The 24,814-nt window shown below is 45.7% G+C and carries 5 protein-coding genes and 1 riboswitch; all 5 genes read left to right on the top strand.

The features are described from left to right. The first annotated feature begins 2 nt into the window (after positions 1–2). Complete coding sequence (locus BK049_RS06315) at positions 3–1,094, top strand: ABC transporter ATP-binding protein (protein ID WP_008359507.1); 1,092 nt, start codon at positions 3–5, stop codon at positions 1,092–1,094. Further along, on the top strand, positions 1,094–1,963 hold the full coding sequence (locus tag BK049_RS06310; RefSeq protein WP_008359509.1) for an ABC transporter permease: 870 nt from the start codon (positions 1,094–1,096) through the stop codon (positions 1,961–1,963). Before BK049_RS06315 ends, BK049_RS06310 begins: the two co-directional genes overlap by 1 nt. Next, positions 1,956–2,759, top strand: a complete 804-nt coding sequence (locus BK049_RS06305) for an ABC transporter permease (protein WP_071168109.1) — start codon at positions 1,956–1,958, stop codon at positions 2,757–2,759. Before BK049_RS06310 ends, BK049_RS06305 begins: the two co-directional genes overlap by 8 nt. Positions 2,760–3,126: 367 nt before the next feature. Beyond that, positions 3,127–3,220, top strand: a riboswitch (cyclic di-GMP riboswitch). A gap of 146 nt (positions 3,221–3,366) precedes the next feature. Continuing rightward, a complete protein-coding gene (locus tag BK049_RS06300) occupies positions 3,367–14,085 on the top strand; it encodes a non-ribosomal peptide synthetase (RefSeq protein WP_071168108.1) in 10,719 nt (3,572 codons plus the stop codon). A 19-nt stretch (positions 14,086–14,104) separates the two neighbouring features. Then, on the top strand, positions 14,105–24,802 hold the full coding sequence (locus tag BK049_RS06295) for a non-ribosomal peptide synthetase (protein ID WP_071168107.1): 10,698 nt from the start codon (positions 14,105–14,107) through the stop codon (positions 24,800–24,802). The last annotated feature ends 12 nt before the right edge of the window (positions 24,803–24,814 follow it).

Raw genomic sequence — 24,814 nt, 5'->3', positions numbered from 1 at the left:
GCATGAGTGGAATCAATTTAGAACATATCAGCCAGCATTTCGGCGAACAGATTGCTCTTCGTGATGTCAGTCTTACGGTGAAAGAGGGAGAGTTTTTCTCCCTTCTTGGTCCTAGTGGCTGTGGAAAATCAACTTTACTCAATATCATTGGCGGGTTTTTAGAACCGACAAAAGGCGTCGTCTATATTGGTGATCAGGATGTGACGACTTTACCGCCTTATCAAAGGAAAACAGGCATGGTGTTTCAAAGCTATGCACTTTTCCCACATCTCACCGTATTTGATAATGTGGCATACGGGTTAAAGGTTCAAAAGAAAAAGAAGGCGGAAATCAAGCAAAAGGTCATGGAGAGTTTGTCGCTTGTTCAATTAGACTCGTTTGCCAAACGTATGCCGCACCAATTAAGTGGTGGTCAGCAGCAGCGGGTGGCAATTGCCCGGGCGCTTGCCATTCAGCCGTCCGTTCTCCTTCTGGATGAACCGCTTAGTAACCTAGATGCAAAGCTAAGAAAAAATATGCAGTCGGAGCTTCGAAATATTCAACGAAATGTAGGAATTACGACCATTCTCGTGACTCATGATCAGGAAGAAGCTTTAAGTCTCTCAGACCGAATTGGGATATTAGGTGAGGGAAGAATTCAGCAGATTGGGACGCCTTTAGAGGTATATCGCCAGCCAAATAATCGATTTGTCGCTGAATTTATCGGGCAGGTCAATCTATTTGAGGCGGAGTATGATGAAGCTAGTTCCACGTATATTGTTCCACATTTCACTCAGTCAAACGGGCAGCCTGTCCAGTTGAAGGCTGAGGGGGATAAAGAGAAGAGAAAGAAGCATTTACTCATGCTGCGTCCTGAGAGAATCAGCATATCTTCTGTGCGGGAGGAAGCTCAGCCAAACCATGTCACAGGGGTTTTAGCGGATGTTAGTTATATCGGGCACTCTTTACGTTTGGTTGTGCGGCTTGATAAAGGTGAAATCATTGTCCATGCATCAGATGCAGCATTTCCTCATCTGCCTGAAGTTGGAGAAACCGTGCATATTCATTGGCAGCCTGAAGATATCGTGTTCTTAGATTCGAAGGTGCATACGTGATGCGAATCAAAAAAAAGAATCAACGATTCCATTGGTTTATGCTGCTGCCAGCTTGTTTGTTTCTGGTTGTATTCCTTCTTGCTCCGCTTGTGATGATGCTTGTCCTTAGTTTTCGTGATGTTGATTCGATGATGAATACATTACAAACCTATAGTTTGTCTCAATATATACATGTGTTTACGACAGATGCATATGTGAAAGCAATTGGAAGTACAGTATGGGTGGCACTACAGACAACGGTGATTTGTTTATTGATGGCATATCCCGCAGCTTATGTGCTAGTCAAGGCACCCAACCCACGACTGCGGGCATTTTTCTATATCTTACTTGTATCGCCGCTTTTGACAAGTGTTGTCATTCGGACATTTGCATGGATCGTTCTTCTCTCCCAAAATGGCCTGATCAATGGCATGTTATTAGATTTACATGTGATTAAGCAGCCGTTATCGATGCTGTGGAATATGAATGCGGTGATTATTGCGTATGTTCAAGTGATGCTTCCTTTTGCGGTACTGCCTATTGCAACGAGCTTAACCGATATGGATCGTCATTTAAGGCCGGCTTCTATGAGTCTTGGGGCAGGACGTATCCGGACTTTTTTACATGTGACTTTACCACTGACCATTCCAGGAATGATCACTGGAGCCATTATTGTCTTCTCATTAGCAGCTGGGAGCTATATTACCCCGCTGTTAGTCGGCGGACGGATGCAGCCGCTGCTGCCTCTGTCTATTTATCAGCAGGTCATGCAGGTATATAACTTGCCTCTTGCAGCGGCTATGTCCTTTACGTTATTGGTTTGTGTACTCGCGGTGGTTAGTCTATTAAGTTATCTATTGAAGCGTTGGGAGGCGAGGATGCATGCGTAAAAAGTCGGTAGGAGACCGCTTGCTTTCGATCCTGATTTGGACCTCTGGCTCACTGGTGTATCTTTTTTTAACTATACCTGTTCTTGTCATTGTCCTTTCTGCTTTTAGTCCGAATGCCTTTCCTGAATTTCCGCCGACTTCGTTCTCTGTTCGTTGGTTTCATGAGGTCGTGTCAAACCCGGAATGGATGGAATCTTTGCGCATCAGTGTGATTCTGCTAGTGATTGTGACGCCGCTTACCGTTCTTTTAGGAACGATGGCTTCTTATGCTTTAGCGAGGCTTTCTTTTAAGGGGAAGGAGGCTATTCAAGCCTTTATTTTGTCGCCTCTCATGATTCCTCAGGTCGTACTAGGGATTGCTATGCTTTATTTGTTTACGGCTATGGGCTTTACAGGGTCTTTGTGGGCGCTAGTCATTGGTCATGTCATCATTGGTTTTCCTTATGTGGTTCGAACGGTGGGTGTCAGTGTGTCAAATCTTGATCCACGTCTCGAGCTAGCTTCTATGAATCTTGGTGCAGGGCCAATACGCACATTCTTTCGCATCACGCTGCCTTTGATCAAGCCAGGAATCATCGCAGGCGGGGTGTTTTCAGCTGTTACGTCATTTGGGGAAATATCGATTAGTTTATTCGTCTCTTCTCCCCAAACCATTACGATTCCAGTGAGGACGTTTAATTATATTGAGCAAACCTTTGATCCTAGTGTCAATGCGATATCTGTCATATTTATTATCATTTCTATCATTGCGTTGCTAATTATTGAGAAAACGATTGGCTTGTCTAAGGTGATGTAAATATAATGAAGAAACAAGGAGCTGTCATTTGAAATGGCAGCTCCTTTTTTGTTGTTTTTATGGTAAAAATATTCAGAGTTTTAGGGAATATAGTTCTTAAGGTTTAAGAAAATGTGGAGCGTGAGAGGAGACCTCTCTCCTACATTTTCGGTCATATTTGCAAAAATTAAGGGGAAACATGAAATTTTTGCGGTATTTTGTCATTTATTTTCGGTGAAGCGCAACTATTATTAGTTAATTTCGGTAAATATCGTAAATTATGATGTGATTCCTTCGGCATAACGCATGAATCTTTACACCCATTTTTCGGTGAAAAAAACAATATTTTCATATAAAGTGTACGTAAATAGAAAATATCTAAAAGAAAAGAAGAAAAAGGCAAATCTATGGAAACATAGAGACGCAAAGCCATGTCCTAAGGTAAATGTTTCTTTTTTTGCTATGGTCGGCAGGCTACCGAATCAAAATGGGAGTCCCTCCGTTTTATTCGGGGTGGGCTCCTTTTCTGTCATTTCGTCTATTTTAATGAAATAGACTTGGTTCTTTTGATATAGAGGGTAAAGGGGATCGTATTGGTGTAGAAAACATAGAAGAGCGGAGGATGAGAATGAGTACAGTTTATTACCCCTTAACACATGCACAAAAGCGAGTATTCTATACAGAAAGATTTTATCCAGGTACAAGTATTTCTAATTTGGGTGGGTTTGCCAGATTAAGGTCGGTATCAGGTCTAAATCCTTCTTTGGTTGTTGATGTGCTTCAAGAGTACATTCGTCAAACTGACTCTCTTCGTTTAAGGCTGGTGTATCAAAACGAGCAGGAGGAGCCTGTTCAATATATCAAGCCATATGAAAAGCAGCCGATACGCCTGGTGAAAGGATGGAGTGAAGAGGAAGTAAGGACATGGGCGAACGAGCAAATCCGTGAGCCGATGGCGTTGATTGACAGTTCGTTGATTGAATTTACGGTCTTTCAAATCAGTGAGCAAGAATGCTGGCTGTTCTGTAAGGCACATCATATTGTGGCTGACGGTATTTCAATTATTCTGATGGGAAACCGCATCATCGATTTATATCATGACATGCTGCAGGGGGTAGACATCTCTCCAGTTGAGGATATTTCTTTTGTTGATCATATTATGAGTGAGCAAACCTATGAATCTTCTAAACGTTTTCAGAAAGACCGAAGTTTTTGGAACGAGCAATTTGCCGATATCCCAGAATTCGCTTCTTTAACACCGCATAAGGGATACGAGATGAGCTTACATGCGGAGCGGTTCTCGGGTGATATTCCAGCATCTTTGAAGGAGAAGCTTCGTGCTTTTTGTGAAGAACAGAAAGTCAGTATGCTTTCTATGTTTATGTCCACTGTTTATATTTATTTACACCGATTTAGCGGCATGGAGGATGTTGTCCTTGGAACCTTTATGGGCAACCGAACGAATGCAAAAGAAAAAAAGATGATTGGTATGTTTGTTTCCACCATCCCGATGCGGGCATCTGTGAATGGGTCACAATCCTTTCTTGATTTCGTGAAGCAGGTCATGGCGGATCAGATGAAGATATTGCGTCATCAAAAATATCCTTACAATCTGCTCATGAATGATTTGCGGGAAAGAGAAGGGTTTACAGGACGTCTTTTTGATATTTCTTTAGAATATCAGGTCATGCAATGGCAGAAAAAAGAGAATCTGTCCTTCATTACTGAGCCTATTTTTAGTGGAAGCGGCATGAATGACATTTCGATTCATGTGAAAGACCGCTGGGATACAGATACATTGACCATTGATTTTGATTACCGTACCGATTTATTTAGTGAAGATGAGATGAGTCAGATGTTTGATCGATTCACGATCTTACTAGAAGCGGCGGTTTCTCAGCCTGAGCAGCTCATCGGGACATTGCCTCTATTGTCAGCAGATGAACAAAGCGAATTGCTTCAATTATCTGAGTCTGTGGGAGATTCATTTGAATTACCAGTAGCGAAGCCGGTTCACCACTTATTTGATGAGACAGCAAAAAAGCATGCAGATCAGGCAGCCGTGGTAGCGGAAAATGGAACGCTCACTTATGGAGAGCTGTATCAACAGGCTGACAAGCTGGCACGTTTTTTACAAATGAAAGGTGTTTCTCGTGATGTACCCGTTGCAGTTTTAATGAACCGGACGGCGGATGCGATGGTAGCTATTTTTGGCATATTAAAGGCTGGCGGAGCATATGTACCAATCGATCCGGCATTACCTGAGGAACGTATTCACTTCATTGTGGAGGATTCGGGTGCTTCTATTGTTTTAACAGAGGAGTCGTTAGCTCAGCAGTACCCATCCTTCAAGGAGAAAATGATCGTCCAGCAGCATGTGTTATTAGATGATTGCTCGCTGCCAGACCTTTTCAATCAGACGGAATCAAAGGATTTGGCTTATATGATTTATACATCGGGTACAACGGGAAAGCCGAAGGGTGTCATGATTGAGCATCTTCAGCTGCATCATTTGGTTCATGCACTGCATCACGAAGTGTATCAGGGAGCAAGTCAGCTGCAAATGGCGCTTCTTGCACCATTCCATTTCGATGCATCTGTAAAACAAATCTTTGCTGCACTTTTATTTGGGCATACGCTTCATATCGTGCCAAGGGAAACGACAAGAAATGGTGTACAGCTGGCTGCGTATTACAGAGAACATCAAATTGAAGCGGCAGATGGAACGCCAGCGCATGTACAGCTTTTACTTGCAGCCGATTTGGATGGGCTTGCACTCACTCACATGCTGATTGGGGGAGAAGCATTGCCTGCGAAAGCGGCGCTGTCTTTAGTTGAAGCTGTTCGCATCAGCCAGCCGAATTTTGCTCTATGGAATGTGTATGGTCCGACAGAGACGTGTGTGGATGCGGCGGTTCATCGTATAGATCGAAGTGAGCTGCAGGAATCGTCTGAACAGCGCTATGTTTCGATTGGCAAGCCGCTAGGTCATCACCGGATGTATATTTTAAATGAATATGAGCAATTGCAGGTGCGCGGGGCGGCCGGAGAGCTATGCATTGCGGGCATAGGTGTTGGGCGCGGCTATGTGAATCAGCCTGAATTGACGGGGAAGGTATTCAGAGCAGACCCGTTTGTTCCTCATGAACGGATGTATCGCACAGGTGATTTAGTCAGATGGCTTCCAGATGGCACGATTGATTATCTTGGAAGAATGGATGACCAAGTGAAAATAAGGGGCTACCGTATAGAAACGGGCGAAATTGAAGCTGTGATGGAGCAGGTAGACGGCGTCGTTAAGGCTGTCGTACTTGTGGTCGATGAAACGGATGGTGAGAAGGCTTTAAGTGCTTATTATCAATCCCGTCAAGAGGCCCTCTCAGTGGACACGCTGCGAGCCGCTATTCAACATCAGCTGCCAGCTTACATGATGCCGCTTTATTTCAAACAGCTCGATGCATTTCCACTCACAGTCAGCGGTAAAGTCGATCGGCGTGCGCTAGCCGCATTAAAAGGAGACAAGGCTGTTAGTGCTGTTTATGTAGCGCCTAGAAACGATATAGAAACGAAGCTTGTTCGTTTGTGGGAAGAAATTCTTGATCAAGAGAACATTGGTGTGTATGACTCATTCTTTGATCGAGGCGGACATTCGCTCAAAGCAATGACAGTTCTCACGCATGTTCAGCGAGCTTTTCAGGTGGAGGTGCCGTTGTCCGTTTTATTTGAACAGCAGACGATTGCCGCACTTGCTGTCTATATTGAACAAGCGGAAAGATCTTCTCAAGTGGTGATACCGAAAGCGCCGCTTGCCGCCGATTATCCATTGTCACCACCACAGCAGCGTGTCTATATGGTGAGTCAATTGGAGCAGAGTACCGCATATCATATGCCTGCCGTTGTGAGGTTAAGAGGAACGCTGCAACGAGAGAAGCTGGATGCCGCCTTTGAAAAAATGATCGCACGTCATGATATGCTGCGGACTTCTTTTCATACAATCAAAGGAGTTCCTCGTCAGCGGGTCGCTTCATCAGTCCCATTTCAAATGGAACAGCTGACAGGCAGCACGATGGAAGAGAACATGAAGCAATTTGTCAGACCTTTTGACCTCGAGCGCGCGCCGCTTTTGCGGATTGGGCTTCAGTCTTTACATGATCAGGAGCACCTTCTCTTTTTTGATATGCATCACCTGATTTCAGATGGTCTTTCGATTGATTTGATATTGCGTGAGTTGTCAGATGCTTACGAGGGAGTGGTGAAAGCGCCATTGAAGCTTCAATATCAGGATTATGCCGTTTGGCAAGAGCATCAGGCAGATCAAGGTGACCAAAAGGACGAAGCATTCTGGCTGCAAGAATTTTCGGGAGAAATTCCTGCTTTACAGCTGCTCACCGATTATCAGCGCCCAGCTGTCCAGTCTTTCACAGGGGATCGTGTCATGAAAGAAATAGATGGTACGTTAAAAGCCCGATTACAAGAGCTTGCAGTCAATCATCACACCACGCTGTATACGGTTCTGCTTTCTGCTTACTATACACTGCTTGCGAAATACACAGGCCAAAAGGAATTCGTCGTCGGGACACCGACAGCAGGACGTGTGCATGCAGATCTGAATGATATGATCGGCATGTTTGTCCAGACGCTGGCTTTGCGGTCAGAGGTTGATCCGAACAGCACAATGACGCAGTTGATTGAGCATGTAAAGGAAAAGACGATGCGGGCGTTTGAACATCAGCAATACCCATTCGAGCGGCTGCTTGAAAAGCTGAATGTGCAAAGAGATTTTAGCCGCCATCCATTGTTTGATACCGTCTTTGCCCTGACGCCGGATCATTCGAAAGCACAGCATATTGGAGAGATGAAAGTCGAAATCGAGGAAACCAATTTCCATATTGCGAAATTTGATTTAACACTGCAAGCGATGGAGTCAGGTCAAGGTGTATCCTTCGTTCTCGATTACAGTACTGCTTTATTTAAACGCAGTACAGCAGAGCAGATGCTCAAGCATTATGTGTATCTTCTGGAGCAGATAGTTGAAATGCCGGAGGAAGCTATTCGATCGTACCGCTTACTGTCTGAACAAGAGGCGGAGGATCAATTGAATATGTGGAACCCGTTGCCTACGCCTTATCCTGCGGAAGAAACCATTGTGACGCAGTTTGAAGCACAGGTGCAGCAACAGGGGCATAAGCCTGCACTGCAATTTAAAGACGTGGTTCTTTCTTATCAAGAACTGAATCACAGAGTCAACCAGCTGGCTCATTATTTACGAGAACATGGTTTTGAAAAAGGGATGAAAGCGGCTTTATTCTTTGAACGGTCCAATGAGATGGTGATGTCAGTTCTAGCTGTACTAAAGGCTGGCGGTGTTTATGTACCAATTGATCCGGACTTCCCTGATGAGCGTGTAAAGCACTTTTTGACAGACAGCGGTGCACAGTTTGTGCTCACGCATCAGGTGCTGCGTCATCGTTCTGTGCTGGCTGATTTTGAAGGGACCATCATAGAAACAGAAGATCAGGCTGTTGATCAGCAGTCAGACAGCAATACGGGTATAGGTGTGTCACCTGAGGATTTGGCGAATTTGACCTATACATCTGGTACTACAGGCAAGCCTAAAGGGAACATGGTGACACACCGGAACATTTTGAGGACGGTGAAGCAATCGAATTATCTCACCATTCATCACGAAGATACGGTGATGAGCATCTCAAACTATGTATTTGATGCCTTTATGTTTGATGTGTTTGGGGCTTTATTGAACGGAGCGAAACTCATTGTTCTGCCAAAGGACAATATCTTAAACATGAATGAGCTTTCTGGAGCGATTGAGAAGGAAGAAGTCAGCATTTTAATGATCACAACGGCTCTTTTCCACTTACTGATTGATATGAAAAAGGACAGCCTGAAGAACGTGAGAAAAGTACTGTTTGGCGGAGAGCGCGCGTCAGTACCTCATGTTGCGTCAGCGCTTGAAACGGTAGGGGAAAACAAACTTGTTCATATGTATGGGCCGTCTGAAAGCACGATTTTTACAACGTATTATCCTGTCAATCAAATAGATGAACGGGCGTTATCTATTCCCATTGGAAAGCCAGTGAGTCAAACGGCTGTTTACATTGTAGATGAATGTGGACATGTGCAGCCGCCAGGTGTTGCAGGAGAGCTCTGTGTTGCTGGTGATGGACTGGTAAAAGGGTATTATCGCCGGCCAGAACTAACAAGCGAAAAGTTTGTAGCAAATCCTTTCCGATCTGGCGAGGTCATGTATAAAACGGGTGATTTAGCACGCTGGCTGTCAAATGGAGATATTGAATTCATTGGACGAATGGATCAACAAGTGAAGATTCGAGGACAGCGGATTGAACTGGGAGAAATCGAGCACCAGCTGCTGCAACATCCACAGGTGAAGGAAGCTGTTGTAATTGCAGCGTCAAATGATACATTGTGTGCGTATTTCACAGCAGACGGAGCTGTTCCGCTAGCGGATTTACGTGAGCAAGCAGGACGTGAACTGCCTGTTTATATGGTGCCAGCCTTCTTCATGCAATTAGACGAGCTTCCGCTGACAGGCAACGGCAAGGTAGATAGACGGGCTTTACCGGTGCCTGATTTGAGTGAGCAGACAGCAAATGAATTCGTCCCTCCTCAATCAGATACAGAGCGTATATTGGCACACATTTGGGAAGAAGTTCTTGAAGTGCCGAGAATCGGAAGACACGATCATTTCTTTGAATGCGGGGGTCATTCGCTGCGCGGCATGAAAATGCTGAACAGACTGTATGAAGAGATGAATGTGGAATGCACCCTGAAAACTTTATTTGAATCACCAACATTAGAAGCGTTTGCTCTTGCGGTTGATCAAACAGATCAAACCGAAATCAAGCGAGTGGAGAAAGCGGAAAAGGCGGCTTTTTATCCAGTGACATCTGCTCAGAAAAGACTGTTCGTTCTGCAAAAAATGACAGATGCTGAAAGCTATCATATGCCTGCCGCTTTAAAGCTTGAAGGCGTATTTGATGAAAAACGATTTGAACAAGCCGTTGAACAGCTTGTTCATCGTCATGAAGCGTTCCGTACGAGCTTTGATTTCGTTCAGGGTGCACCTGTTCAGCGGATTGAAGCAAATGTCTCTGTAGACATTGAAAAAATCGAAGGGAATGGCCGAGACATTCAGCAGCTAATGAATGACTTTATCCGTCCATTTGATTTAGAAAAAGCGCCTCTACTCAGAGTGGGGCTTGTGTCTGTCTCCGTCAATGTCCGTTATTTACTGATTGATATGCACCACATTATTTCAGATGGTGCGTCTGTCGGAATTTTAATTGAGGAACTTTCGAGCTTGTATCGAGGAGACGAACTAGAGGAATTACCTGTTCAATATAAGGATTATGCTGTTTGGTCAAAAAGTGAGGAATCCCTTGCGCAAAAAGAAATTGATGAGGCGTTCTGGCTGAAGCAATTACACGGAGAACTGCCTGTATTGGCACTGCCTGAAGACCTGCCAAGACCAAAAGTGCAGACATTCGAAGGAGATCGCGTCGCATTCTCGATCGACGGCCCGCTTAAAGAGAAATTGGATGAGCTGGTCAGATCGCTCAACAGTACGACGTATACAGTGCTGCTTGCTTGCTACAGTACACTTTTAAGCAAGCTTTCGAGACAGGAAGATATCATCATCGGTTCTCCGGTTGTGGGCAGAACTCATCCTGATATTCAATCTGTGATCGGCATGTTTGTCAATACGCTGGCACTCAGAACAAAGCCTGCGGGACAGCAGACATTTGCTGAATTTGCGTCAAAAGTTCATCAGCTTGTATTAGAGGCAAACGAACATCAACTGTACCCGTTTGAAGAATTGGTGGATCAAGTACAAACGGTGCGCGACACAAGCCGCCATCCAATCTTTGATGTGGTGTTCTCGATGGAAAATGCAGATATCCGTGATTTGTCAATGGATGGAATTCACATTGTTCCACAACCATTCAAAGAGAACATCGCCAAATTTGACTTGACCCTAACTGGAAATGAATCTGCTGATCAGATTGAGCTTGTGTTTGATTTTAACTCTGCTATCTTTCAACAGCCGTCAATTGAGAAGTGGAAGGAATATTTCCTTTATTTGATTGAACAAATGGTGTCAGCACCAGATCAATCATTAGATCAGATGCAATTATTGTCACCACAGCAGCAGCAAAAACTGCTGGGCGAATGGTCAGGGCCAGTCCTAGACGTCCCGTCCGATCAAACCGTTCATGCACTAATTGAAGCGCAGGCGTGCAACACACCTTATCAAAAGGCGGCTACCTTCTGCGGCACAAGCTGGACGTATGAAGAACTGAACAAACGGGCGAATACTGTGGCCGCAAGACTCATGTCCAGCGGCACAAAACCGGGAGATCGCGTCGGCATTCTCACCCGTCCGTCGCTGGATATGACAGCCGCTGTCCTTGGTGTTCTCAAGGCAGGTGCGGCATTTGTGCCAATTGATGCCGACTACCCTGCGCAGCGCATTGCGTACATGCTGGAAGACTGCGGGGCAGAGGTGCTTCTTATTCAAAAAGGGCTCACTGGACCACCTTCTTTCACAGGTCATACCCTCTTAATAGAAGAGGCGGCAGAAGGAGAAGCGCACGCGATTCAGGTTCCTATCAAACCAACGGATCTCGCCTATATGATTTACACATCTGGGACGACTGGACAGCCGAAGGGTGTCATGGTCGAGCATCAGTCACTAGTGAATCTCGCTTTCTGGCACAATGATGCCTTCCAGGTGACAACGGAAGATCGAACCGCAAAATATGCCGGCTTTGGCTTTGATGCCTCCATTTGGGAGATGTTCCCGACATGGATAGCCGGCGCAGAGCTGCATATCATCGACGAAGCGATCCGTCTCGATATGATCAAGCTCAATACGTATTTCAATGACGAAGGCATCACCATTGCGTTCCTGCCAACGCAGCTATGTGAGCAGTTTATGTCAATGGACAATCATTCTCTCCGTTACTTACTGACAGGCGGAGATAAGCTGAAACAGGTGAAGCCCGTTTCATACAAACTAGTGAATAACTACGGGCCGACTGAATATACGGTCGTGGCGACCAGCGGGATCATTGATCCGCATCAAGGCACGCTTCCTATCGGAACAGCGATTGCCAATAGCCGTTTTTACATCATGGGTTCGTTATATGATCTCTCGCCGCCAGGCGTACCGGGTGAGCTTGTCATTGCGGGGAAAGGACTGGCCAGAGGCTACTGGAATCTCCCCGAGGAAACGGACAAACGATTTGTCCCAGATCCATTTCATCCAGGAGAGCGCATGTACCGCACAGGCGACTTGGTGAAATGGACAGAGGATGGCGAGCTGATCTATCTCGGCAGAAAAGACCATCAGGTCAACATCCGAGGCTTCCGTATTGAGCTGTCGGAAATAGAAGCGCAGCTCCTTGCGATAGATTCTGTAAAAGAGGCAGTCGTGACAACAGTCCAAGATGCCAGCGATCAAGATGCCCTTATCGCTTACGTTATGACGGATGAAGAAACGACAGCCCTGAAAGAAAGCCTAAAACGCACATTACCAGAATACATGGTGCCATCATGGATCATAAAGCTAGACCAATTCCCCATGACGGCAAATGGCAAAGTCGATCTTAAAGCACTGCCAGTACCTGATATGGAAGCGAATCAAACGGCGTACGAAGCGCCAAGAGACGAAGTCGAAACACTGCTTTGCGGCATTTGGGAAGATGTGCTTGGCGTAAGCCAAGTCGGTATTCACGACCACTTCTTCTTCCTTGGCGGAGATTCAATTAAAGGCATCCAAATGGCAAGCAGGCTCACGCAAGAGGGATGGAAGCTCGATATGAAGCTGCTTTTCCAATATCCAACCATTGCGGAGCTTCGCCCATATATCGAAGAAGCCGACCTTCTCACAGCGGATCAATCACCGGTCGAAGGGGAAGTCATTTTAACACCGATTCAGCGCTGGTTCTTTGAACGCAACTTTAGTAGCCAGCATCATTGGAACCAGTCCGTTATGCTCCATTCGCCAAATGGCTTGGATGAGGCAATTGTTAAGCAGGTGCTCGAGCAGCTGATGATCCATCATGATGCCTTGCGAATGGTTTATCCAATAGAAGAAGGACGCATCATCCAGCGTCATCGAGGAGTAGAGGAAAACAATGTAGCAGTTGACGTGATAGAAGTGAAAGGGGAGCTATCACAGCAAATTGTGCAGGTGGAAAAGCTGGCAAATGAAGTGCAGGCGAGTATTTCTTTAACAGAGGGACCATTAATAAAACCTGCTATTTTCCGAACGGATCAGGGAGATCACTTATTGCTAGCGGTACATCACCTTGTCATTGATGGTGTGTCATGGCGTATTTTCCTTGAAGACTTCATGGCTCTTTATGAACAGTCGAAACGCGGGGAAGCCCTAACACTTCCTGAAAAAACACATTCATTCCAAGAATATGCCCAAAAGCTGACAGAATACGCTGTTTCAGACGATCTGCTAGCGGAAAGGGCCTATTGGAAAAAGGTACTTGCGCATTCAATCACGCCGCTTCAGAAGGATCATGTCACGGAGGATCAAAGAATGCTGCATACGAAGACAATCCGCTTTACTTTGTCTGAAGAGGAAACAGAAAGCCTGCTGACGGATGTACATGAGGCTTATCATACGGACATAAATGATATTTTGCTGACAGCATTAGGATGGTCCATGAAAGAGTGGACAGGTGAAGACAGACACTTGATTCACCTTGAAGGACACGGAAGAGAGGAAATCCTTCCAGCGGTTAATGTGTCACGGACAATCGGCTGGTTTACGAGCATGTATCCCGTGTTACTAGATATGTCGCATACAGAAGATCTTCCTTATCAAATCAAATATTTAAAAGAGGAACTCAGGCACATCCCGAACAAGGGAATCGGTTATGGCATTTTAAAATACTTAACGCCTGACAAGATGAAAAGTGATATTGCATTTGATGTCACACCAGAAATCAGCTTCAACTATCTCGGTCAGTTTGATGAACAGATCGGCGGCGGTGAGCTGAATCGATCCGCGTGGCATGCAGGACAATCGCTGAGCCCTGAATCAGAGAAACCTCATGCGTTAGATATTGTTGGATTCGTAGAACAAGGCATGCTCCATATGACGATTTCATACAATCAACTTGAATTCGAAGAGCGTACGATGGAGCAATTCAAGGAACTTCTAGAAAAGAACGTGAAGGCCTTAATCTCACATTGTGTATCACAGGATGAGACTCAGATCACACCTAGTGATGTAGGGGATGACGATCTTACCATGGATGAACTTGAAAAGCTGATGGATATATTTTAAGCAAACGAAGAGGTGAACTATGAGCAAACAGAAGATTCAAAAGGTATATCCTTTAACGCCAATGCAAGAGGGCATGCTGTATCATGCCATGCTAGATCCTAATTCCTCCTCTTATTTCACACAGCTAGAGCTTGGAATAAGAGGAGAATTCGATCTCGATCTTTTTGAAAAAAGTCTCAATGAGCTCATACGCACATATGACATTCTCCGTACAGCCTTTGTATATCAGCAATTACAAAAGCCTCGTCAGGTTGTATTGGCAGAACGTCATTTAGAGGTGCATAGAGAGAATCTATCTCACATGAATCATCAGGAACAGCAAAAGGTACTAGAACAATATAAAAAGCAAGTGAGAAAACAAGGCTTCCACTTAACGAATGATCTGTTATTGAAAGTCGCTGTTTTCCAGCTAAATGAAACAAACTGGCATCTCATTTGGAGCAACCATCACATCATCATGGATGGTTGGTCCATGGGTGTTTTGATGAAAAAGCTGTTTCATTACTATGAATCTTATCGAAACGGCAAAACGCCGGATCGCTCACAAGGTAAACCTTATGCAGACTATATCCAGTGGCTTGGAAAGCAAAATAAACAAGAAGCGGAAGGCTATTGGAAGGAGCGTCTAGCTGGTGCTGTTCAGCATCAAGGACTGCTGCATCAGAAAGAGACGGGCGGACAATACGACCATCAGGAATGGACGTTCACATGGGATGCTGAAATGGTCAACACCATTCAAGAGGTCGCAAGAAATTGCCAAGTGACACCGCCAAATATGTTTCAGGCTGTCTGGGCAGTTCTTTTAGGCACATACCATGCGGCAGATGATGTCACTTTCGGAACAGTCGTATCAGGAAGACCGCCAAGTGTGTCCGGTATAGAACGTATGGCAGGGCTGTTTATTAATACGATACCAGTCAGGGTGACAATAGATCAGGCGTACACCTTCAAACAGCTGTTTCAAAAGGTTCAAAAGCATGCGCTGGAAGCGGAAAACTATGATTTTATGCCACTTTATGACATTCAGCAGCAGACAGCCGCTGGAGGACAGCTCTTCGATCACTTGGTTGGGTTTGAGAACTATCCTTTAGATCAAGAGCTATCTGGTGACACCATGTCTGCGCGTCTAGGTTTTTCGATTGATGTAAAAGACGGATTTGAGCAAACGAATTTCGATCTAAATGTACTTGTATATCCAGGTGAAACATGGACATTGAAAATCAAATACAATGCGAAGGCTTTTGAAGAAAAGGTCATTGAACATATATCGAAACACCTGACCCATCTCATGAAGCAGATCATCCACAACCCGGAAATTCGCCTTCATGAAGTGACATGTATCACAGATGAAGAAAAACAGCAGATTGAAGCATGGAACAAGACAGAACGAGATTATCCAAAGCATCTGTCTATTCCTGAGCTTCTTAAAGAACGCATTCAAACGCAGCCAGATCATCTTGCATTAGTCGAAGGAGATCGGTCATTTACCTATAAGGAGCTAGGCCAAGAAATTCATCGCATAGCTGGCAGCTTGGTGGCTGAAAACGGAGTAAAGTCCGAGGATGCCGTTGCTGTGTATATGAACCGATCAGCAGATGCAGTGCTGTCCATATTAGCAGTTCTTCATGCAGGTGCTGCTTACGTACCAATTGATCCATCCCAGCCTGAGGAGAGAATCCGATTTATGCTTGAAGACAGCGGCGTATCGATTTTGCTCTATGCTGACAGTCAGCCGCCAGCTCATGAAGGCATCCAAGCTGTCAATGTGTCAGAGCTGTCTAAGCGTTCACACGTGCCATTGTCAGTCCAGACGTCTCCTGCGCAGTTGGCGTACATCATGTATACGTCAGGATCAACTGGACGGCCAAAAGGTGTTCAAATTGAGCATCAGCATATTGTGAGATTAGCATGTTCACAGGAAAAATTGAGTTTGAACGTGTCGGATCGTATGGCGCATACAGGTGCAGTCAGCTTTGATGCGATTACCTTTGAAATTTTCACGACATTGTTAAATGGGGCGACGCTTTATCCTGTTGAACGTGACACGTTATTAGACATCAATCGATTTGAACAATTTATCCAAACGAATCAGATCTCGGCGCTCTTTTTAACGACTGGATTATTTAATCAGCTCGCTCAGCAGCGGCCGCAGATGTTTAAAGGGTTGTCCACATTGATCACAGGTGGTGATGTGATCAATGTGAAGAGTGCAGAGCTTGTGAAGAAGAGCCATCCATCACTTGTGTTACTGAATGCATATGGTCCAACAGAAAACACCACCATCTCGACCATTTACGAGGTGAGAGGGGATGAAACGGGCACAATCCCAATTGGTCAGCCGATCAATCATTCGTCCGCTTACATTTTAGATGACAATCAAAGGCTTCAACCAATTGGCGCGCCAGGAGAGCTGTATGTTGGCGGTGATGGTGTCTCAAGGGGATATCTCCATCGCCCAGATTTAACAAAGCAAGCATTTATCGCGGATCCTTTTAGGCCTGAAGGACGTTTGTATCGAACAGGAGATATGGCTAGGTATAACTCTGACGGTCAGATCGAATTCCTAGGCCGGACAGATGATCAAGTGAAAATTCGCGGCTTCCGTATTGAGCTTGGTGAAATTGAAACGGTTCTTCAGCAAGAAATGGGTATAGATGATGCGGTTGTAATCGTCCATGAGTCTTCTTCAGATGAAAAAGAAATAACCGCATACTATACAGGCACGATCACAGAAGAAGAAGTGCGGACTCTATTCAATCGAGCGCTGCCTGCGTATATGGTGCCGCATCATGTCATGAAGCTAGAGGCTTTCCCGATTACCTCAAACGGAAAGGTCGATCGAAAAGCATTACCAAAGCCAGACGAAGCGCATGGTGAAGACATCAAGATCCTTCCGCCTGAAACCGAGACGGAAAAGGCGCTTGCTCATATTTGGGAGGAGCTCCTGGGGAAAACGGTTGGAATAGACGAGCATTTCTTCATGGCTGGCGGGCATTCACTCAAAGCGATGATGATGTCAGCGAAGATTCAAGAAGTGTTTCAAAAGGAAGTTCCAATTCAACAGATTTTTGAGAAACCAACGATTCGCTCACTTGCGGCATCTATCGATCAGGATGGTGAACAAGAGCAGGTACATCCGATCTTGCCGGCAGCGCAGGCGGAGGACTATCCGGTGTCACCAGCTCAGCGCCGCTTATACATTTTGCAAACACTTGAACCTGAGAGCACGAACTATCATATTCCGATCGTCTTAACGCTTGAAGGTACACTTGATCATCAGCGGCTCAGCTCAGCGTTTGATGAATTGATTCAAACGCATGAAATCTTAAGAACGAGCTTTCATATGAAAGGGGAACACATTGTTCAAAGGGTGCATGAACGAGCTGCATTTCATCTTCCCGTCCATGTTGTAAAGGAAGAAGATGCAGAGGCGTTTCTTTCTGAACGTCAGGCGCCATTTGACTTGACAGCCGCTCCTCTCCTGCGAGCACAGCTGCTTAAAGTCAGTGAGGACCGTCATCTTCTAGTTGTGGAAGCACATCATCTGATTACAGATGGCAGCTCCATGAAGACGTTCATTCAAGATTTGGCAAAGGCTTATGATGGAGAAACGCTTGCAGAAAGACCGATTCATTATAAAGACTATGCTGTTTGGCAGTTAAGTGCAGAAGAAACGGAGAAACAGCGTGAGCATGAAGCGTATTGGCTGAAGCAATTCGAAGGAGATATACCGGTTTTAGATTTACCAACAGACTACCCGCGTCCAGCGGAACGTGATTTTTCAGGAGAACGGGTGATGTTTGGCTGTGATCAAGCGACGACTCAGCGCATTCATGAATTGCTTCAGAAAACGGATACGACCTTGTACATGTTCTTATTATCCGCCTTTCAAGTGCTGCTCGCTTCCTATAGCGGGCAGGAAGATATCATCGTTGGTTCGCCTGTTGCAGGGCGGACACATCCGGATATACAGGATATGCCGGGGATGTTCATCAATACCATTGCGATGCGCGGGAAACCTGAACAAACCAAGTCGTTTTTACAGCTGCTTGAAGAAATAAAAGAAACGAGTGTAGCTGCTTTTGCACATCAAAGCTATCCGCTCGAAGAGTTAATTGCGCGTCTTCCGCTTGATCGCGATACAACCCGGAGCCCGCTCTTTAGTGTTTCGTTTAATATGCAGAACATGGAGATTCCGGCTTTAAAGCTCGGCGATCTGAACATTTCGCCTTATGCTATTCAACATCGCTCGGTCAAATTTGATCTGTCTCTAGAAGCATTTGAACGCGAGGGAGAATTAAAGCTAAGTCTTGACTATGCAACGGCGTTATTTAAAGAGGAGACCATCCGCCGTTTTGGAACACATCTTCTGACGATTATTCGTGAGGCGGTTTTACATCCAGATGAACAGATCGGCTTGTTCAATCTATTGGATCAACAAGAGCAAATGGAGCGTTTGGAGAAAAGAGACGATGGACAAACGAGTCAGCATGAGCCATTCCATGTGCAATTTTCTCGTCAAGCAAAGGAAACACCTGATGCCATGGCGGTCATGGATGATCAAAGGAAGCTCACCTACCGTGAACTTGAGGACATGTCGAATGCACTGAGCGGTGAACTGAAGGCTCAAGGCGTAGAGAAAGAAAGCACTGTGGCGCTCATCATGGATCGCTCTGTCTATGTCATCGTATCGATGCTCGGAGTGATGAAAGCAGGCGGTGCATTTGTGCCAATTGATCCGGCTTTTCCTGCGGAACGTATCCGCTACACATTAGAAGATTCAGGGGCACAAGTCATCGTGACAAATGAGTCTCTGCTCGATTCCGATCAGTATCACAAATCAATTCAGGTGGTACATGTTGAAAAAGCAGTGTGTCAAAACCATTCGCTAGACCTGCCGGAAGTATCGGTTGATCAGCTGGCTTATGTGATTTATACGTCGGGTACAACAGGGAAGCCGAAGGGCGTACAGCTCACGCATCGTAATCTATCTCATTACGTCAACTGGCTGACCAATGAGGTGACAATGCAAGAATGTGATCGAACCGCACTGCTGTCTTCTTATGCATACGACCTTGGTTACACAAGCATTTTCCCTGTCTTAAAAGCAGGGGGTGCACTCTATGTTCCTCGTGAAGACGTGTATACAGACCCTGTGTGTCTCATGCGTTTTATTGATGAACAAGAGCTGACTTATATCAAAATGACACCATCCTTATTTCATATGATGGCAGACTCTCCGCAGTATGCATTTGATGCTTTGCGCCTTGTTGTACTTGGAGGAGAACCCATTGTTCCTAAGGATGTTGAGACATTTATGAAGCACCATCCTTGCGTGGCAGTGATGAACCATTACGGTCCGACGGAAACAACCATTGGTACAGTCACCAAGCTGATCACACCGCATGAGCTGGATGCTTTGAAGGAGCGTTCTTTAATCGGAAAGCCAATTGCTCACACAAGCGCGCTTGTATGCAATCGTGAGCATCGCCTTGTCCCATATGGCGCACCGGGTGAGCTCTATATATCAGGCGAAGGCGTGTCGAGAGGATATTTGAACCAGCCTGAATTAACAGCAGAGCGTTTTCTTGAAAATCCATTTTTCCCTCAAGAGCGGATGTATCGAACAGGGGATTTGGTCAGACAGCATGCAAATGGAGACATTGAGTTTCTTGGAAGAGTAGATGACCAAGTGAAAATTCGCGGCTATCGAATTGAGAAACAAGAAATTGAGCATGCCGCACGGGCACTTTCATTCATTCAAGAAGTGTATGTCAAAGTGATTCACATGACCCGTTTACCAGAGCTGGCGTTATATTATACAGCGCCTGAACCTATTGGAACACTGGTGTTTAGAGAAAAGCTTTCAGAGACACTGCCTGATTATATGATTCCAACCTATTTTGTCAAAGTGGATCATATTCCGCTTACACAAAACGGCAAGGTGGATGCGAAGTCTCTGCCGCTTCCTCATGAGGCACATATGAGCCGCACAGTACACGCAGCACCAGAAACGGCGCTTGAGCAGGCGCTTTGTGATATTTGGTCAGATGTTCTTGGAATTGAGCAAATCAGTGTTCATGACCATTTCTTTGAATTAGGGGGGCACTCTCTCAAAGGCATGGTGCTCATATCAAAGATGCAAGCTAAGCTGAACAAACATGTGCCACTCAAAGTCCTTTTTGAAAAGCCAACCATACGGGCGATGGCGGCATATTTGGAAGAAGCTGATTCTGCGGCGGTCACAGCCATTCAGCCAGCGAAAAAGCAAGACTTCTATCCTGTCTCGTCTGCACAAAAGCGGATGTACGTGTTACAGCAGCTACATCCAGAAGCAGTCACCTACCATATGCCAGCAGTGTTAATGATGGAAGGAAACCTTGACCTGAAGCAGCTAGAAGAAGCACTTCAAGCATTAATTGACAGACATGAATCATTGCGGACAGCCTTTGTTGAAATTGACGGTGTCCCAGTTCAAAAAGTATATCGACGTGTGCCGTTTACGTTAGAGGTTGTTGAAGTAGAGAGCGGTCAGGAACAATCTGCCATAGAAGCATTCATCACACCATTCTCATTACACCATGCACCATTGATGAGGGCGAAGGTGGCAAAGCTTTCTGATGAGAGATATATGTTCATGATGGATATGCACCATATTATTGCAGATGGTGTCACACGTGGTCTGCTCATTCAAGAATTGGCCGAGCTATATGAGAAAAAGGCATTACCGCCAGTTCAGCTGCACTACAAGGATTATGCGGTGTGGCAACAGGAAGAAAAGCAGCAAGCATTGCTTGAAAAACAGAGGCAGTATTGGCTGGAGCAATATGCACAGCCGCCAGAGGATTTGGTGCTTCCGCTTGATTTTCCGCGCCCTAGTGTTCAGTCATTTGAAGGAGATCGAGTCGATAGATGGCTGTCTGCTGAAAAGACGCAGCACATCAAAGCGCTTATGGCTGAAAAAGGTGTGAGCCTGAACATGGTCATGCAAACGGCCTTTACTCTTTTCCTTCATCAATTAACTGGGCAGACAGACATCGTCATAGGTGCTGTGACGGCTGGACGTACGCATGCGTCACTCGAACGGATTCCAGGCATGTTTGTGAATACACTAGCTCTTCGGCATGAAGTTCAGCTAGAAGAAACCGCCGAGCACCTGCTTGAAAAAATCAAAGATCACAACCTATCAGCCTATGAACATCAAGCGTTCCCGTTTGAGGAATTGGTTGCGCAGTTAGATCTTCCGCAAGACACGAGCCGTAATCCGTTGTTTAGTGTCATGTTGACAACAGATGATCGTGACCTGACGTTACCGAATTTAAATGGGCTAAAGCTTTCGCAAAAGCAGCAAGAAACGGTTCATGCAAAATTTGATTTAACGCTCGGTGTCTTTGAGGAACAAAATCAAGTGGGTCTTCGCTTTGAGTATGCAGCGGCACTGTTTAAAAAGAGTACCATTCAGCGCTGGAGTCGATACTTTGAACAAATCATAGACGAACTGATGGCGAAGCTGAATCAGCCAATCTCAACACTATCAATCCTAACGAAAGAAGAAAAGCAAGACCTACTGAATGAATGGTCAGGGCCAGTCCTAGACGTCCCGTCCGATCAAACCGTTCATGCACTAATTGAAGCGCAGGCGTGCAACACACCTTATCAAAAGGCGGCTACCTTCTGCGGCACAAGCTGGACATATGAAGAACTGAACAAACGGGCGAATACTGTGGCCGCAAGACTCATGTCCAGCGGCACAAAACCGGGAGATCGCGTCGGCATTCTCACTCGTCCGTCGCTGGATATGACAGCCGCTGTCCTTGGTGTTCTCAAGGCAGGTGCGGCATTTGTGCCAATTGATGCCGACTACCCTGCGCAGCGCATTGCGTACATGCTGGAAGACTGCGAGGCAGAGGTGCTTCTTATTCAAAAAGGGCTCACTGCACCACCTTCTTTCACAGGTCATACCCTCTTAATAGAAGAGGCGGTAGAAGGAGAAGCGCACGCGATTCAGGTTCCTATCAAACCAACGGATCTCGCCTATATGATTTACACATCTGGGACGACTGGACAGCCGAAGGGTGTCATGGTCGAGCATCAGTCACTAGTGAATCTCGCTTTCTGGCACAATGATGCCTTCCAGGTGACAACGGAAGATCGAACCGCAAAATATGCCGGCTTTGGCTTTGATGCCTCCATTTGGGAGATGTTCCCGACATGGATAGCCGGCGCAGAGCTGCATATCATCGACGAAGCGATCCGTCTCGATATGATCAAGCTCAATACGTATTTCAATGACGAAGGCATTACCATTGCGTTCCTGCCAACGCAGCTATGTGAGCAGTTTATGTCGATGGACAATCAGTCTCTCCGTTACTTACTGACAGGCGGAGATAAGCTGAAACAGGTGAAGCCCGTTTCATACAAACTAGTGAATAACTACGGGCCGACTGAATATACGGTCGTGGCGACCAGCGGGATCATTGATCCGCATCAAGGCACGCTTCCTATCGGAACAGCGATTGCCAATAGCCGTTTTTACATCATGGGTTCGTTATATGATCTCTCGCCGCCAGGCGTACCGGGTGAGCTTGTCATTGCGGGGAAAGGACTGGCCAGAGGCTACTGGAATCTCCCCGAGGAAACGGACAAACGATTTGTCCCAGATCCATTTCATCCAGGAGAGCGCATGTACCGCACAGGCGACTTGGTGAAATGGACAGAGGATGGCGAGCTGATCTATCTCGGCAGAAAAGACCATCAGGTCAACATCCGAGGTTTCCGTATTGAGCTGTCGGAAATAGAAGCGCAGCTCCTTGCGATAGATTCTGTAAAAGAGGCAGTCGTGACAACAGTCCAAGATGCCAGCGATCAAGATGCCCTTATCGCTTACGTTATGACGGATGAAGACACGACAGCCCTGAAAGAAAGCCTAAAACGCACATTACCAGAATACATGGTGCCATCATGGATCATAAAGCTAGACCAATTCCCCATGACGGCAAATGGCAAAGTCGATCTTAAAGCACTGCCAGCACCTGATATAGAAGCGAATCAAACGGCATATGAAGCGCCAAGAGACGAAGTCGAAACACTGCTTTGCGGCATTTGGGAAGATGTGCTTGGCGTAAGCCAAGTCGGTATTCACGACCACTTCTTCTTCCTTGGCGGAGATTCAATTAAAGGCATCCAAATGGCAAGCAGGCTCACGCAAGAGGGATGGAAGCTCGATATGAAGCTGCTTTTCCAATATCCAACCATTGCGGAGCTTCGCCCATATATCGAAGAAGCCGATCTTCTCACAGCGGATCAATCACCGGTCGAAGGGGAAGTCATTTTAACACCGATTCAGCGCTGGTTCTTTGAACGGAGGTTCGAAAATCAACACCATTGGAATCTCTCGATGATGCTTCATGCGCCGAAAGGATTTGACTTGGCGATCACAGAACAAGTCCTGCAAAAACTGTTTTCACATCACGATGCACTGCGCATGGTGTACAGACAAGAGCATGGTGACATCCTGCAATATAATCAGCGGGAGCTCACAGAACCGATGTCGATTATTTCTTGTGATGTTTCAAAAGAGAAGGACGTGAAAAAGGCCATCTCCACATATGCCAATGAGTATCAGCGTCAGCTGAATCTCGAAAAAGGTCCATTGATGAAAGTGATTTGTTTCCATACAGAACAAGGTGATCACTTACTCATGGTCACGCACCATCTTGTCATTGACGGTGTTTCATGCCGGATTTTACTAGAGGACTTTATGACTCTTTATCATCAGGCAGAACAAGGAGAAGCGCTGGTTCTGCCGCCAAAAACCCACTCCTTCAAAGAATGGGCAGAAGCGATTGAACGATACGCACAGTCACAGCCGCTCAAAAGTCAAAAGGAGTATTGGGCAGAGATTGAGAGCATGCCATTTATCACTTTACCTGTTGACCATGAAGTGAAAGAAAGAAAAGTCACCGATACGAGAGCGGTTAAAATGCAGCTGACAGAAGCAGAAACCGAGCATTTGTTGACCGATACTCATCTTCCGTACACAACAGAAATGAATGATATTCTTCTGTGTGCTCTTGGGCTTGCCGTTCAGGAATGGACAGGGCAATCTCATGTACACGTGCAGCTCGAAGGTCATGGAAGAGAGGATATTTTATCAGGGTTAGATGTATCCCGCACGGTTGGCTGGTTTACGAGCATGTATCCAGTCGTTCTTGAAGCGAAGCCGAATCAGACAATAGCAGATGCTATTAAAGGAACGAAAGAGATGCTGCGGCGTGTCCCAAATAAAGGAATTGGCTACGGTATTTTAAAATACATGACAGCATCTGATCCGTCGGCCAAACACGTACACCCTGAAATCAGCTTGAACTATTTGGGGCAGATTGATCAGGAAGTCGCGACAGAACTCTTTGGGCCGTCAACCTATGATATGGGCCGACAAGCAAGCCCTGAATCAGAAGCTGTTTATAAGCTGAACATTAGCGGGCTTGTTCAACACAACCAATTCATTCTGTCATGTTCCTATTGTGCAAGTGAATACGAAGAACAAACGATACAGCAGTTCATCGCATTGTTGAAGGAGAAAATTAGGTCCATCATCACCCATTGCTTAGCACTTCACGAGCGGGAATTTACGCCAAGTGATTTCTCTGCTGCGGATCTTGAAATGGATGAAATGGATGAAATCTTTGACATGCTTGAGGAGAAATTGACCTAACACCACTAGATC

It is taken from the genome of Bacillus xiamenensis, from assembly GCF_001857925.1.
GTDB lineage: Bacteria > Bacillota > Bacilli > Bacillales > Bacillaceae > Bacillus > Bacillus xiamenensis.
The sequence above is the reverse complement of the archived record's forward strand: the minus strand, read 5'-3'. Positions and strand labels throughout refer to the sequence as shown.